Consider the following 14,652-nt stretch of genomic DNA (forward strand, 5'->3'; position numbering starts at 1 on the left):
CATGCTGATCGGGTGCCTGCATACCGCGGCGACCAATGTGCCGCCGCTGGATGCGGCGGCCGCGGCTATCGAGGGCGTGGAACTGCGGCATGTAGTGCGCCCGCACTTGCTGGCGGCCGCCTTGGCCACCGGGCAGATGACGGACGAGACGCGGGCGGAAGCCGAGGCGGAATTGCGGGCGCTGGCAGCGGAGTGCGATGCGGTGCTGCTGACGTGTTCGAGCATCGGGCGGGCTGTTGAGGGCGTGCAGGATGAGGCGGTGCCGGTGATCCGCGTCGATGCGGCGCTGGCCGAGCGCGCGGTTGCGGATGGCGGGCGAGTCACGGTGCTGTATGCCGCGCCGTCGACCGCTGCGCCGACGGGCCAGTTGTTCGCGGCTGCGGCGGTCGAGACCGGGGCCGATATCGATATGCGCATGGTGCCGCAGGCTTGGGATCGGTTCACTGGCGGTGATCTGCCGGGGTATTTTGCGCTGATCGCCGAGGCGGTGGATGCGGCATATCTCGACGGGGCCGCCGTGGTCGCCCTCGCGCAGGTTTCCATGGCGGGCGCGGCGGAATTGGTGCGTGGCGGGCCGGCACCGCTGACCAGCCCGGCTATCGGACTGCAGGCGGTGATCGACCGGTTGCGGGCATAGGGCGGGCGTCTTGATCCCTACGGTCTTTGCGGGCTAAGTGGCGCTCAATACTTGCCAGGGATATTGCCCGTGCTGATCGGCGCCATAACGCTTCTGATCGTGCTGCTGATCGCGCTGACAAGCGTCATCCTGCTCGACATGCGCAAGCAGGGTTGGGCCAACTGGCTGACCGTGCTGCATGAATGGCAGCAGACGCTCGGCACGGTGGTGGGCTTTCTGGGTGCCGCCGGCGTATTGGTGCTCGGCACGGCACTCACCCGGCAGGCTGACGAACAGAAGGCCATGGCGACAGCTAGCTCTATCGGCCAGGCGCTGGCTTATGAAGCCGAGCGGCTGACGACGGGGCTGGAATTGGGCCGCCGGATGGGGCTGGCGGCCGATCCCGCGGCGGACGATGTCGCCCAGCAATGCACCAATATGGCGCTGGCGCTGAACGAGCAATTGCAGTCGCAAACGCCGGTATTCGATGCCAGCATCCAGCGATTGGTGGATTTCGGCACGCAGGACCTGGCCAATTTCGTGCGCTTCTATTCGTTCTATGCGGAGCTGCGGCACACGGTGGCCAATATCAACGCTGATACCTGTGCGGGCGCGGGCGCCGCCCAACTTGGCTACATGATCAACCAGATGAAGCTCGGGCTTGGCTATTATCAGGTGTTCGCGCCGGCCTATCCTATCGTTCAATACGGCCCCGATGGCCCGATCCAGCCCGGCGGAAGCAGTCCATGACCCATCTTTCAGTTAATCTCAACGCGGTCGCGCAGTTGCGCAATCGGCGCAACCTGCCATGGCCCAGCGTCACCGGCATTGCGCGGGTGGTGCTCGATGCGGGCGCCAGCGGCATTACCATCCATCCGCGGCCTGACGAGCGGCATATTCGCCGCACCGATGTGCATGAGCTGGAAGCGTTGCTGCGCGCCGATTATCCGCGGGCGGAATACAATATCGAAGGCTATCCGAGCCCTGAATTCCTGACGCTGGTGGAGCAGGTGGCGCCGGACCAGGTGACGTTTGTGCCGGACGATCCGACGCAAAACACGTCCGACCACGGTTGGGATATCGCCGGAGACCGGGCGATCCTTGAGCCGGCCATGGTGCGGATGAAGGCGGCGGGTATCCGGATTTCATTGTTCATCGATGAGGATCCGGAGGCGCCGGCGCTGGCCAGGGCCATGGGGGCCGACCGGGTCGAGCTTTATACCGGGCCCTATGGGGGGAGCTACAGCACGCCGGAGGGCGACGAGCATTTGCGGTTGCTGGCGGTGACGGCGGGCGCGGCGCATGCGGTGGGGCTGGTGGTCAATGCCGGGCATGACCTGACGTTGGAGAATTTGCCGGTGTTCATGCGGGTGATGCCGGACATCGCCGAGGTGTCGATTGGGCACGGGATTACAGCAGATGCGTTGCTGATGGGGTTTGCGGAGGCGGTGCGGCAGTATCGGGTGGTGTTGGGGGGCTGATATTCGGCGTTTGCAGCGTACCCCTCACCCTGCTTGCTCCGCTGAACGAGTCGCAAGCTGTCCCTCTCCCACAAGGGGAGAGGGTGATGACTGAGAACTCTCGGCTCAATCTCTTCCTCCCCTCGCGAAGAAGGTGGTCGAAGGGCGGATGGGGGGGTGCATCGGTTGGTGTGCGCCAAGCCGCATTTTCTTGGGGCACTGGCTTTCATCCCCACCGACCTTCCCGCGGGCTTGACCCGCGGGCCTCCATCAGCGCGGCACAAGCGGCCAATGGCCCGCGGGTCAAGCCCGCGGGAAGGTCGGTGATAGGGGATGGATCAAGCTAAACGGAATGGTCTAGGATTTGCCCTGCCGTGCCCCGAACGCGCGCAGGAACGTGGCGACGCCCGCCGACGCAGTTTGGCGGAGTTGGTCTTCGGTGGGGCGGCTGCATAGGGCGTCGTCGTTGGGCAGGTCGGAGCAGACCAGGGCCAGGAAATGGCGCGTGGCTTGGCTGACATCGGTCAGGTCGAGATAGCCATCGCGGGCGAGCTTGGCGAAACAGGCGGAAATTAGGGGGAAATCCTTGCCCGGTCCGTATTCCTTCCAGGTCTCGAACAGCTTGGGATGGCGATAGGCTTCGCGCTTGATCAGCGTCGATAGTGCCCTTCCGTCCATGTCGCAAAAGCAGCGGCCCAACATATTCACGGCAAAATCGGTCAATGCCGCCTGAATGTCATCTGGCTGATCGGGGAAGCTGGCTATAACCGCCATCAGCGACGCGCTGGAGCGGGTGGTGACGTCTTCCACCACGGCCACAAACAGCTGGTCGCGATCGCCGATCAGATTGTAGACGGTCTGTCGCGATACCCCAGCCTCGATGGCAATGCCGTCGATGCTGACGCTGCCCACGCCGTCGCGCACGAAGGCGCGTTTGGCGGCATCGAGGATCGCCTGCCGTTTTGATAGCGGGCGAGGTTGCGGGGCAGGGATGGTGGCTTCGATCTGGCTCATTGCCTCAAAACATAGCACCGGCTTTTAGATTTTACAACATTGTCCAAAATTTTGGACGGTAGTGCTTGACGGGCTTTACACTTGTGTCCAATATAAGCTCATCACGGGGTTGCGACCTCCCTCGCCAGCCGTGAGCCCTTTTCAACCGGTATCGTCGTGGCCTCCGCAGCAATGCGCCGGGAGCACGCGGAGGTTTTTATTATGAATACCCCAATGTTGCGGGCGGCACTTGTGCTCGGCCTGCTATCGGCCATCGGGCCGTTCGCCATCGATATGTATCTGCCGGCGCTGCCCGCCATCGGGGTAAGCTTGGAAGCCAGCACTGCCGAAGTGCAGATGAGCCTGATGGCCTTCATGGCCGCCATCGCCGTCTGCCAACTGTTCTATGGCCCGATCAGCGATATGATCGGCCGCAAGCCGCCGCTGTATTTCGGCATTGCGCTGTTCAGCATCGGCGCGATCGCCTGCGCCCTGGCGCCGTCGATCGAGTGGCTGATTGCCGCGCGGTTCGTGCAGGGCGTCGGCGCCTGCGCCGCCATGGCTTTGCCCCGCGCCATCGTGCGGGACGGCTATACGGGTGCCGATGCGGCGCAACTCCAGAGCCTGCTGATGCTGGTGTTCTCGGTGTCGCCGATCCTGGCGCCGCTGGCTGGTAGCCTGATGGTGCAGTTCGGCGATTGGCGTACGATTTTCTGGGCGATTGCCATTATCGGCGTGCTCGGCCTGCTGCTGATCGCGTTCTTCCTCAAGGAAACTCGTCCGGCGTCCGAACGGCTCGAATCAAGCGTCGGCAGCGCCATGCGCGGCTACGGGCTGTTGCTGAAGGATCGTAACTTCATCGGCCTGTCGCTGATCGGCGCCTTCGGCATGTCGAGCTTCATGGCGTACCTGGCCAATTCCTCGTTCATCCTGATCGACCACTACCACCTGACACCGACGCTCTACAGCGTCATGTTCTCGATCAACGCGGTGTCGTTTATCGGCGTGTCGCAACTGACGGGCGTGCTGACGCGCCGCTTCGGCCTCAACACCGTGGTGCGCGCTTCGGTCAGCGGTTTCATCGTGGTGATGGTGGCGCTGGCGGCGCTGTTCCTGGCCGGGATTGACCAGCTTGCCGTGTTGGCTGTGCTGCTGTTCATCGGCTACGGCTTCCTCGGCCTCGTCGTGCCCACCACCGCCGTGCTAGCGCTGGAGAACCACGGCAGCATCGCCGGTACCGCGTCGGCCCTGATGGGGACGCTGCAGATGGTCACGGCAGCAATCGTGATGGGCGTGGTCGGCGCCTTCTTCGACGGTACCGCCAAGCCAATGGTCATCGGCATCGCCGCCTGCGCGATCATCGCCTTCGCGCTGACACGGTTGACGATCAAGGGCACTGCCGGCCAGCCGGTCGCGGCCGAATAGCTCCCGATACGACGCGCAAAAAAAAGGGGGCGCAGCCATGAGCTGCGCCCCCTTTTGTCATGCGGGCCCGGTTACGGGTTGAAGTTGAACTGGCTGAGTTCGCACACATTATTGTTGCGCGAGACGACTTGGTCGTCGTCCTCGAATACGGCGAGGAAATCGAATTTGCAGTAGCCGCTGCCGTCATCGATGTTGATGATGATGCTTTCGCCGGCCGGCAGGATGCCACGGCCCAGAATGTCCTCCTGCCAGTCATTGGTGCCTTTGTTGGAGGCATAGAACTGCACGATATCGTAGCTGGTATTGTTGTTGATGCGCACGCGCCGGTCCAGCGCCGCAGCCGATGAAATGCTCAGCGCCACCAGAGCGCCGGCGACCGCAAGAGCGGTCAATTGTCGTGTCCACATGATTGTTCCCCAAAAGCCGGTGTGCCCCCCGGCCCGTGATTCATAAGGCGGGCGCGGGGGCGGGGCACCCCCGGTTCCGGGGTTGGGCGAAAAAGAGAATTCCACTTGATCGATTTCAGCGAACGGTTCGTTCCATGGCGCAACCCTATGGTTCCGGCGGCCCATCCCGAAACGCGTTCCGACGCGAAAAACGTAGGCGGCACCAATACTTACATTGAGGTGCCTATGGCAGTCTTGTGTGCCTGCGCCACAACTTCGTGCCTCCTTGTGAGGATGTGGCAAAGGCACATATATCGCCTCAGTTACGATTTGTTACCAAGGAGGCTCAAATGTCCAAACTCAAGATTGCCGTGATTATCTCCTCGACCCGCCCGACCCGCTTCGGCGAACTGCCGGCCAAGTGGATCCTCGAAAAGGCCAATGCGCGCCCCGAGATCGACGCCGAGATCGTCGACATCCGCGACTTCGACCTGCCGTTCTTTGACGAAATGGCCTCCAATGCCTGGATGCCTTCGGTCAACCAGAACGCCGTCAAGTGGCAGAACAAGATTGGCGAATTCGATGGCTATATCGTCGTCGCCGCCGAATACAACCGCTCGATCACCGGCGCGCTGAAGAATGCCTTCGACCAGGCCTATAAGGAATGGACCAAGAAGGTTATCGGCTTCGTGGGCTACGGCACCGTTGGTGGCGCCCGCGCTATCGAGCATGCCCGCACCATCGCGATCGAACTGCAGATGGTCCCGACCCGTTCGGCCGTTCACATCGGCGGCGCTGATTTCGCTGCGGTCCATCCCGGCTTCGGCGGCACCAAGGCCATTGCCGACCTCGAGGGTTCGATCGGCAATTCGGCCAAGGACATGCTGGACCAGGTGATCTGGTGGGGCAATGCCACCAAGGCCGCCCGCGCCAATGATGCCGCGCTTGCCCAGGCTGCTGAATAGGCTTTACGAAGACCTCCAAAGTCGTCGTTTACCGGCAGGGGCCGCTCCGAAAGGGGCGGCCCTTACTGTTTGGGCTTGAACCATCGCGGCGGGAAAGTGTTGTGTGTGACCGGAGCCCGGTGTAGAGAGGCGCCGCCTTTGATCAAGAGAGCGCACGGTTCATGACGCAGACGAACACGCCCGGCATAGCCGCCGGGGTCGATGCGACCGACCAATCCGGACATTCCCGCAAAGACCTCAACATGCTCATTTTGGGCGCGCTGGGGGTGGTTTATGGCGATATCGGCACCAGTCCGATCTATGCATTCCGTCAGGCGATGAGCATTCGGCCGGGTGCCTCTTCAAGCACCAACGAAATCCTGGGACTGCTGTCGCTCATCGTGTGGGCGCTGACGCTGACGGTGACCGTCAAATATATTTTCTTCGTGACTCGCGCCGACAATAACGGCGAAGGCGGCACGCTGTCGCTGGTGGCGCTGGCCCGCAAGACCTTCACCAAGGCCCCGGCCTGGATCACCGGCCTGGGCGTGCTGGGCGCGGCGCTGTTTTTCGGCGACGCCATCATCACCCCGGCAATCTCGGTGTTGTCGGCCGTCGAGGGCCTGGAACTGGTGGCGCCCGACCTAACGCGCTGGGTGGTGCCGATCACGCTGGCGATCATCGTCGGGGTGTTTTTCGTGCAGCGCTTTGGTACGGCCAAGGTCTCCGCGGTGTTCGGACCGGTCACTGCGCTGTGGTTTATCGTGCTGGGGGTTTCGGGCCTCGTGCATATCATTGGAGAGCCCAGGGTATTGCTGGCAATCAATCCGCTCCTCGGTATCCAATTCCTGATCACCCATATCGGCATCGCCTTCGTGGTGGTCGGCGCCATTTTCCTGGCGGTCACGGGGGCCGAGGCGCTTTATGTCGACCTTGGCCATTTTGGCCGCAAGCCCATCGTCATCGCCTGGTTCGGGCTGGTTTTTCCCTGCCTGCTGCTGAACTATTTCGGGCAGGGCGCCTATGTGCTGCAGGTGGGCGTCGAGAATGTCAAAAGCCCGTTCTTCGAGATGCAGCCGGAATGGGCGCTGGGGCCGTTCGTGGTGCTGGCGACGCTGGCAACCATCATCGCCAGCCAGGCGGTGATTTCTGGCACGTTCAGCCTGGCGCAGCAGGCCATCGCGCTCAATATGTTGCCGCGCATGGTGGTGCTGCACACCTCGGAAACCCAGAGCGGGCAGGTCTACATGCCCCAGATCAATTCCATGCTGATGGTGGGCGTGCTGGTGCTGGTGCTGGCGTTCCGCAGTTCGGAAGCGCTGTCCAATGCCTATGGCATCGCGGTGTCCGGCGTGATGATCGTGACGCTGTTGCTGTTGCTGGTGGTGATGTGGCGTAACTGGAAATGGCATCCATTGGCGGTCATCGCCTTCGGCGTGCTGTTCACGGTCATCGATCTGGGATTCTTTGCCTCCAATGCGTCCAAGCTGTTCCAGGGCGGCTGGATGCCGGCGCTGGTGGCGGCCGCGGTGGCACTGGTCATGGCGACCTGGATTTCCGGCCGGCGGCGCCTGGCCGACAAGACGCGGCGCGACGAGGTGCCGTTGCAATTCCTGGTGGACAATCTTTCCAAGAAAAAGCCCACCATCGTACCGGGGACTGCTATATTCCTGACCAGCGATATCGAGGGGGCGCCGACGGCGCTGCTGCATAGCCTCAAGCACTACAAGGTGCTGCACGAGCAGAATGTCATCCTGACGGTCAACACCTCGGCCTCGCCGCGCGTCAATGACGACGAGAAGGTGCGGATCGAGGCGTATAACGAGCTGTTCAGCCGCGTCATCGTGACCTTCGGCTATATGGAAACGCCCAATATTCCCAAGGCGCTGGCGCTGGGCCGCAAGCTGGGGTGGAAGTTCGATATCATGAGTACGTCGTTCTTCCTGTCGCGGCGGTCGCTCAAGGCCGGCAACAAGCAGGGCCTGCTGCGCTTCTGGCAGGATCGGCTGTTCACGCGGCTGGCCCGCAACGCCAGCGACGCGACGGAATATTTCCACATCCCGACGGGGCGCGTGGTGGAGATCGGCACGCAGGTCGTCCTCTAAGCAGCGGAAATGCGATGCCGAAAGTGCTCGACATCGCAATTTGCGGCGCCGGACCGGCTGGCCTCGCCACGGCGCTGTATCTGCAACGGCTTGGGCACAATCCAGTTGTACTCGAGCGCTTCGATGCGCCCAAGCCGATCGGCTCGGGGCTGATCCTGCAGCCGACGGGGCAGGCAGTGTTGCACGATCTGGGGCTGTTGCCGGCCGTAGTGGCGTTGGGTTCGCCGATCGACCGGTTGTGCGGCATCGACGCGCGCAGCGGCCGCATGGTGCTCGATGTCGGCTACAAGGCATTGCCGAAGCTGGGCCGGGGTCTGGGCATTCACCGGGCGGCGCTGTTCGACGTGTTGCATGACGCCGTGCGGGCCGCCCGCAGCCCAATCCGCACCAGCAGTGAAATCGTGACGCTCCGCGATGCGGCGGCGGGGAAACGCACTCTGGTGCTTACTGGCGACCAGCAGTCGGAGGGCTTCGATCTGGTGGTCGATTGCCTTGGTGCGGGCTCGCCGCTCAAGAGCCATTCGCGAGCTCCCGGCAAGTCGCGCCCGCTGACGTTCGGCGCGATCTGGGCGACGCTGCCTTGGCATGGCGCGGGGTTCGATCCTGGCGCGCTGTTGCAGCGCTACCGAGCCGCGAGCGTGATGGCTGGGGTATTGCCGATCGGGCAATCGAGCGATGGCGCGCCGCTGGCAGCGCTGTTCTGGAGCCTGAAGGCGGCGGATTACGAGGCATTGAAGCGCGATGGCCTCGACGCCTGGAAACGGGTGGTGCTGGAGAACTGGCCGGAGACGCTGCCGTATCTCGACGCGATCGCCGATTTTGAGACCATGACGCTGGCGCGCTATGTGCACCACACCATGGCCGATCCAACCGGCGACGGGCTGGTGTTTGTCGGCGACAGCGCCCATTCGACCAGTCCGCAATTGGGGCAGGGCGCCAATATGGCGTTGCTCGATGCGCGGGCGCTGTATGTGGGCCTACGCGACAAGGATGACGATCTGGAGGGAGCGCTGGGCCATTATGCTGGGCTGCGGCGGAACCATGTGCGGCTCTATCAGGCCCTCAGCGCCATGTTCACGCCGTTCTATCAATCCGATAGCCACGTGCTGCCAGTCATTCGTGATGTGTTCGTATCGGCACTAGCGCGAGTCCCGCCAGCGCCGCAGTTTCTAGCGGCCATGGTTTCGGGGGCACTGCTGTCGCCGATCAGGAAGCTTGGCCTGGAACAACCGCCGAGGGTTTAGGCCGCCTCAAGACCATCACCCCCACGGGGTTATTCCCGCGTAGGCGGGAACCTCCGTTGGCGGTGCTGGGAGGAAAACAGAGGTTCCCGCCTACGCGGGAATGACCCTGTGGGTTAGCCTACTTCACCATGTCCGGGCACACATAAGGCACCGTCGCGGCGACGAAATGCTGTTCCTGGATGTCCTTGCCGAGCTTGAGGTTCAGCACCAGTTCGGTGGGGCTGAGCGAGGCAATATCGGCGTTGATGGTCATGCCGTCCTCTTCCCAACTGATGGCGGTGTCGGAGACCTGCTGCCACTTGGAGAGGCGGTAGGTTTCCCAGCAGCTATCGGAAACCAGAGTGCCATCTTCGAGGAAAATCTGCATTGGACCGGGTTGGCTGGCATCGGCATCGGCGCGCACCCAGACCTTGTTGAGCAATGGGTTGTCCGTATCGTCGCCAGCATCATCGGTGGCGTCCTCGGTGTCCTGGCCCATTGCCGGGGCGGTCGCCGTAGCGCCCACGCCCCAGACGGTCAGTAGCGCGATGATGGCCGCCTTGGTATCCATGCCCATGCAAATTCTCCCTTGCCCATCCTGATCTGGTGATCGGGTCGCGACGCTACAAGAGTGGCGTCGCGAAAGCGGCGATTTTGCGTTGCCGCGGGGGTCGTTTAGCGATGCTTCGGAGGATGTTATCCGGCGAAGGCGCGCCGCTGCAGGGAGCGGTCCATGCTCTCGACGCGCTTGGTCTGGTTGGGCCACAAATCATATTGGTCGGAGCCGAGTTCCAGCTTGGCATGGACGGCCCAATTGGGATCGTCCAGCGCACCGCGCGCCAGGGCGACGAAGTCGGCCTCGCCGCTGCTGATGATGGCCTCAGCTTCGGTCGCGCCCGAAATCAGGCCAACGGCCATGGTGGGGATATCGGCGCCCTTGCGCACGGCTTCGGCGAACGGCACCTGGTAGCTGGCGATGGATTTGATCTGGCCGCCATGGAAGCCGCCGCTGGAGCAATCGACGACATCGACGCCGCGCGCCTTGAACTCCTTGGCCAGCACCACGCTGTCCTCGACCTGCCAGCCATCGGGATGGTTGTCGCTGACCGAAATACGCACCAGCAGCGGCTTGTCGGCCGGCCAGACGGCACGCACGGCTTCCACCACTTCCAGCGGCAAGCGCATGCGGTTCTCACGGCTGCCACCATATTGGTCGGTGCGCTTATTGGCCAGCGGCGACAGGAACTGGTTGAGCAGATAGCCGTGCGCGGCGTGAACCTCCACCGTGTCGAAGCCGGCCTGCTCGGCGCGGATCGTGGCGGCCACGAAGGCGTCGACAATGCCCTTGATACCGGCAAGGTCCAACTCGGCGGGCAGGGAGAAGCCCGGCTCGTCGCTGTGGGCCGCGGCGGTTGGGGCCACCGGGGTCCACTCCGTATAGGCGACAGATTCGCGGCCTGCCTCGGTGGTCAGAATGTCCTTGTTCCAGCCGATCGGTGTCGAAGCCTTACGGCCCGCATGGGCAAGCTGGATGCCGGCAGCGGCGCCCTGGTCGTGCAGGAAGTCGATAATGCGCGCCAGCGGGGCGATCTGTTCGTCCTTCCACAGCCCGAGATCGCCATAGGAAATGCGACCCTCGGCGGTCACGCCGGTGGCTTCCACAATCACTAGTCCAAAGCCGCCAATGGCGAACCGGCCCAGATGCACCAGGTGCCAGTCATTGGCGAAGCCATCCTTGGCCGAATATTGGCACATCGGCGCAACGACCGTGCGATTTCGCAAAGTCAGGCCACGCAGAGTGGCGGGGGAGAAGAGTTGGGACATTTTGGAAGCTCGTGGTTATCGCGGCGGAAGATTTTTTGGACCATGCACCGGATGGCATCCATCGGCAAGTGCCGATGGAGTGTATCTGCCGTCCATTGCCTGCATGGAACAGGCGGCGCGGGCTTGGCGATAAGCTTCCGGCGCGGTATCAATGCGCCATGGCGGGGGCCATTCTGCTTGTTGGGGAAAACGCCACCGTGAAAGTCACACTCGATCTGGATGCGCTGGTCGCGGCCGGCAAACTGACCGCGGCGGAAGCCGCGCGGCTCAAGACCATGGCCGCCGCCGATACCGGCGCGCTGGGCACCAATATCTTCCTCGCCTTCGGCGCAGTTGCGGTGGCACTGGGCGTGGGGATTTTCCTGCCGACCCCGCAGACCGCGATCGTCATTGGCGCGCTGCTGGCCGGCCTGGGGCTGGCGCTCACCCTCACGCGATCCACGCATTGGGCGGTTTTCGCCCAGATCGTCACCGTGATCGGTGCGCTGGGTATTCTGGGCGGCGTGTTCCTGCTGTCGGATGGTTCGATCTGGATCAATCTCGCCATGACGGTGATCCTGGCGGCGACAGCCGTGGTGGCGTCGTCTGGATTGCTGGCGGCGCTGTCCGTGCTGATGCTGGCGGCGACGCTGGGCAGCGGCTCGTCGTATTGGCAGCCGAGCTGGTTCCTGGGCTTCGATCGTCCGGCGCTGACCATCGGCGCGCTGTCGCTGCTGACGCTGGCGCTGTATCTTGTGTCGCTGCGGCTAAAACCGGCGCAGGAGCGGCTGGCCATCATCGCCATGCGCACCGCGATCCTGATGGTCAACGCGGTGTTCGCCATCGGCTCGGTGTTCGGGGACGGTTATTTCGGTTGGCCCGCCCCGGTGTTCAGCATCGGCTGGGCGGTGGTGCTGATCGCCGTCGGCGTCTGGGCGATCATGGTCAACCGGCGCTGGCTGGTGAACACGGTCGCGGTGTTCGCCGCGATCCACTTTTTCTTCCGCTGGTTCGAATTCCTCGGCCCCAACCCCTTCGGCGTCCTCGGCGCTGGCCTGCTGCTGATCGGTTTCGGACTGGGACTGGCGCGGTTCAATCGCTGGATCGGGGCGCGGCGCGAGGGTATCGTCGCCGCGTAGGTCCGTGGGGGCATAATAGGACACATCCTCTTTTCTGCTTGCGCAGAACCGTACCGTACGGTACGCCTGCGTTCGAAAATGTAAAATGGGAATGGGACAGTGTTGCGCGTGCCGATGATCAGCAAGATCGAAGAAGAGGTGTTCACGCCCCGCCAGCAGGCGGTGCTGACGGCGGCACTCGATCTGCTGGTGGAGAATGGCGACGGGCTGACCATGACTGCGGTGGCGCGCCGCGCCTCGTGCTCCAAGGAAACGCTCTATAAGTGGTTTGGTGATCGCGACGGGCTGCTGACGGCCACGGTGCAGTGGCAGGCGGCCAAGGTGCGCATGCCGCAGGTCAACCGCTCCGGCCTCAACGCCAAGGCACTACGCGCCAGTATCGAGCAATTTGCTCGTGACCTGCTGACGGTGCTGATCGGGGAAATCTCGATCACGCTCAACCGCACGGCCGTGACCCACGCCGCGCAGGAGAAGGACAGCCTGGGCGCCATTGTGCTGGAAAATGGCCCGATGGCTATTCGCCGGCGCCTCAAGCCGATTCTCGAAGCCGGTCGCGATGCGCGGCTACTGCGGTTCGACAACAGCGAGGATGCGTATCGTACCTTCTTCGGGCTTGTGGTGCGCGATGTGCAGATCCGGCTGCTGCTGGGCGACAAGACGCTGACCCAGATCAATGTCGAGGCCAACATCGAAGCCGATGTGCAGACCGCGACTGACCAATTCTTTGCCCTCTATGGGGCGGATAAAACGCAATAAAAGGGAGTACTCCAATGCGCGTTTATTACGATCGTGATGCCGATCTCAACATCATCAAATCGCGCAAGGTCGCGATCATCGGCTACGGCAGCCAGGGCCATGCCCATGTGCTGAACCTGCGCGATTCGGGCGTCACCAATGTCGCCGTCGGCCTGCGCCCCGGTTCCGCCTCGGCCAAGAAGGCCGAGGGCGAAGGTCTCAAGGTGATGAGCGTTGCCGAGGCCTCGGCCTGGGCCGATGTCATCATGATCCTGACCCCGGACGAGCTGCAGGCCGATATCTACAAAGAGCATATCGAGCCCAATATCCGCGACGGTGCTGCCCTGGCGTTCGCCCATGGCCTCAACGTGCATTTCAACCTGATCGAGCCCAAGTCGACCGTCGACGTCATCATGATCGCCCCCAAGGGCCCGGGCCACACCGTGCGTGGCGAATACCAGAAGGGTGGCGGCGTGCCGTGCCTGATCGCCGTGCATCAGGACGCGTCGGGCAATGCCCATGACATCGCGCTGGCCTATGCGTCGGGCGTTGGCGGCGGTCGCTCGGGCGTCATCGAAACCAATTTCCGCGAAGAATGCGAGACCGACCTGTTCGGCGAGCAGGTCGTGCTCTGCGGCGGCCTGGTCGAGCTGATCCGCGCCGGTTTCGAAACGCTGGTGGAAGCCGGCTACGCGCCGGAAATGGCTTATTTCGAGTGCCTGCACGAAGTGAAGCTGATCGTCGACCTGATCTATCAGGGCGGCATCGCCAACATGAACTACTCGATCTCCAACACCGCCGAGTGGGGCGAATACGTCTCCGGCCCACGTATTATCACCTCGGACACCAAGGCCGAGATGAAGCGTGTGCTCAAGGACATTCAGTCCGGCAAGTTCACCGCCGAGTGGATGCAGGAAATCAAGGCCGGCGGTTCGCGCTTCAAGGCAACCCGTCGCCTGGCCGACGAGCACCAGATCGAGGAAGTCGGCAGCAAGCTGCGCGACATGATGCCCTGGATCAAGGCAGGCGCGCTGGTCAACAAAGAGAAGAACTAAGCAGATAGGGAACGGGGGCTTCGGCCCCCGTTTTCTTATCGGACCACTCGATCATGAAACCCTCGATCACGCCCATCGCCGGCACCGACATTCGGCTGGTCCCTGGCGACTGGCCGCTGCCGGCTGATTTGCGAGCGCAGGTCGGTCCTTCCTGGGCAAAGCTGTCGTCTGCTAATCCGCATCTGTGGGACGGTCGGATCATCGGCGTTTCGTCGCCGCGCATCGATGCCGACGGCGTGCTGCGCGCCGAAGCGCGGGTGGATGCCTATTCGGCTTTCCTGACCTGGCGCGAGCTTGGCTTTCCGGAAATCGGCATGCGCAATCTGTTCGGCTCGGCGGTGATTGTGACGAGCGACAATGCGCTGATCTTCGGTGTCATGGGCGCCCAGACCGCCAATGCCGGCCGCGTCTATCCGCCCGGTGGATCGCTCGAGCCGCGCGACGTGCTGGCTGACGGACGTGTGGATGTCGCCGGCTGCACTGATCTCGAGCTTGAGGAAGAAACCGGGCTCAAGGCCAGCATGGCACGACGCGGCAAGGTCGTGGCCGTATGGGACGGCCCGCGTATTTCGATCGCCCAGCTTTATCATTTCGACGAACCGGCCGAGCGGCTGGTGACGCGCATCCGGGCGAACCTTGACCAACAGGAGCACCGGGAACTGGCCGATGTCGTGACTATCCGCTCCGGTGCGGAGGCCAAGCGGGTGGGAGGCGTGTCGTACGCCGTGGCCGTCGCGGAAGCGTTTGCCGACGGCAGCCTCGGCTAAA

Annotated in this window: 15 protein-coding genes; 11 read left to right on the plus strand and 4 right to left on the minus strand. The window is 63.1% G+C overall.

From position 1 onward, the window contains the following. Nucleotide 1 precedes the first annotated feature (1 nt). The 3 genes from JWR51_RS04255 (at nt 2) to JWR51_RS04265 (ending at nt 2,097) form a co-directional block, all read left to right on the plus strand. Nucleotides 2-637: an Asp/Glu racemase gene (locus JWR51_RS04255; protein ID WP_299744104.1), complete on the plus strand. Its 636-nt coding sequence runs from the start codon at nt 2-4 to the stop codon at nt 635-637. Between the two features lie 69 nt (nt 638-706). Then, entirely contained in the window at nt 707-1,366 is a 660-nt protein-coding gene (locus JWR51_RS04260; RefSeq protein ID WP_299744106.1) for a hypothetical protein, read from the plus strand. Further along, nucleotides 1,363-2,097, plus strand: coding sequence for a pyridoxine 5'-phosphate synthase (locus JWR51_RS04265; RefSeq protein WP_299744109.1), 735 nt, complete (start codon nt 1,363-1,365; stop codon nt 2,095-2,097). The genes JWR51_RS04260 and JWR51_RS04265 overlap by 4 nt, the downstream gene beginning before the upstream one ends. Nucleotides 2,098-2,433: 336 nt before the next feature. Here the strand turns inward: JWR51_RS04265 and JWR51_RS04270 are convergent, their stop codons facing one another. Next, nucleotides 2,434-3,090, minus strand: coding sequence for a TetR/AcrR family transcriptional regulator (locus JWR51_RS04270; RefSeq protein ID WP_299744111.1), 657 nt, complete (start codon nt 3,088-3,090; stop codon nt 2,434-2,436). A gap of 201 nt (nt 3,091-3,291) precedes the next feature. On the opposite strand from JWR51_RS04270, the gene JWR51_RS04275 reads away from it, so the two are divergent. Beyond that, the gene (locus JWR51_RS04275; protein ID WP_299744114.1) at nt 3,292-4,494 is read left to right on the plus strand and encodes a multidrug effflux MFS transporter; all 1,203 of its coding nucleotides are present in this window, start codon (nt 3,292-3,294) and stop codon (nt 4,492-4,494) included. A 71-nt stretch (nt 4,495-4,565) separates the two neighbouring features. Here the strand turns inward: JWR51_RS04275 and JWR51_RS04280 are convergent, their stop codons facing one another. After that, entirely contained in the window at nt 4,566-4,886 is a 321-nt protein-coding gene (locus tag JWR51_RS04280) for a hypothetical protein (protein ID WP_299744116.1), read from the minus strand. Nucleotides 4,887-5,230: 344 nt separating this feature from the next. Here JWR51_RS04280 and JWR51_RS04285 point away from each other — a divergent pair, with 344 nt between their 5' ends. The 3 genes from JWR51_RS04285 to JWR51_RS04295 all read left to right on the plus strand — a co-directional run bounded on the left by JWR51_RS04285 (nt 5,231) and on the right by JWR51_RS04295 (nt 9,173). After that, the gene (locus JWR51_RS04285) at nt 5,231-5,845 is read left to right on the plus strand and encodes an NAD(P)H-dependent oxidoreductase (protein ID WP_299744118.1); all 615 of its coding nucleotides are present in this window, start codon (nt 5,231-5,233) and stop codon (nt 5,843-5,845) included. 242 nt (nt 5,846-6,087) lie between these two features. Next, nucleotides 6,088-7,929, plus strand: a complete 1,842-nt coding sequence (locus JWR51_RS04290; RefSeq protein WP_299744480.1) for a potassium transporter Kup — start codon at nt 6,088-6,090, stop codon at nt 7,927-7,929. A gap of 14 nt (nt 7,930-7,943) precedes the next feature. Continuing rightward, nucleotides 7,944-9,173, plus strand: a complete 1,230-nt coding sequence (locus JWR51_RS04295) for an NAD(P)/FAD-dependent oxidoreductase (RefSeq protein WP_299744120.1) — start codon at nt 7,944-7,946, stop codon at nt 9,171-9,173. 118 nt (nt 9,174-9,291) lie between these two features. Here JWR51_RS04295 and JWR51_RS04300 read toward each other — a convergent pair whose 3' ends face one another. After that, nucleotides 9,292-9,729 carry a hypothetical protein gene (locus JWR51_RS04300; RefSeq protein WP_299744121.1) on the minus strand — a complete coding sequence of 146 codons (438 nt, stop codon included), beginning with the start codon at nt 9,727-9,729 and terminating at the stop codon, nt 9,292-9,294. A gap of 119 nt (nt 9,730-9,848) precedes the next feature. Next, the gene (locus tag JWR51_RS04305) at nt 9,849-10,976 is read right to left on the minus strand and encodes an NADH:flavin oxidoreductase/NADH oxidase (RefSeq protein ID WP_299744123.1); all 1,128 of its coding nucleotides are present in this window, start codon (nt 10,974-10,976) and stop codon (nt 9,849-9,851) included. A gap of 197 nt (nt 10,977-11,173) precedes the next feature. On the opposite strand from JWR51_RS04305, the gene JWR51_RS04310 reads away from it, so the two are divergent. The 4 genes from JWR51_RS04310 (at nt 11,174) to JWR51_RS04325 (ending at nt 14,651) form a co-directional block, all read left to right on the plus strand. Then, nucleotides 11,174-12,094, plus strand: a complete 921-nt coding sequence (locus JWR51_RS04310) for a hypothetical protein (RefSeq protein ID WP_299744125.1) — start codon at nt 11,174-11,176, stop codon at nt 12,092-12,094. 114 nt (nt 12,095-12,208) lie between these two features. Beyond that, nucleotides 12,209-12,850 (plus strand): TetR/AcrR family transcriptional regulator, encoded by a 642-nt coding sequence (locus JWR51_RS04315; protein WP_299744483.1) that lies wholly within the window; start codon nt 12,209-12,211, stop codon nt 12,848-12,850. 14 nt (nt 12,851-12,864) lie between these two features. Further along, complete coding sequence (gene ilvC / locus JWR51_RS04320; RefSeq protein WP_299744128.1) at nt 12,865-13,884, plus strand: ketol-acid reductoisomerase; 1,020 nt, start codon at nt 12,865-12,867, stop codon at nt 13,882-13,884. Between the two features lie 53 nt (nt 13,885-13,937). Beyond that, nucleotides 13,938-14,651: a hypothetical protein gene (locus JWR51_RS04325; protein WP_299744130.1), complete on the plus strand. Its 714-nt coding sequence runs from the start codon at nt 13,938-13,940 to the stop codon at nt 14,649-14,651. Nucleotide 14,652: the final 1 nt, after the last annotated feature.

It is taken from the genome of Devosia sp. (assembly GCF_028290625.1).
GTDB lineage: Bacteria > Pseudomonadota > Alphaproteobacteria > Rhizobiales > Devosiaceae > Devosia.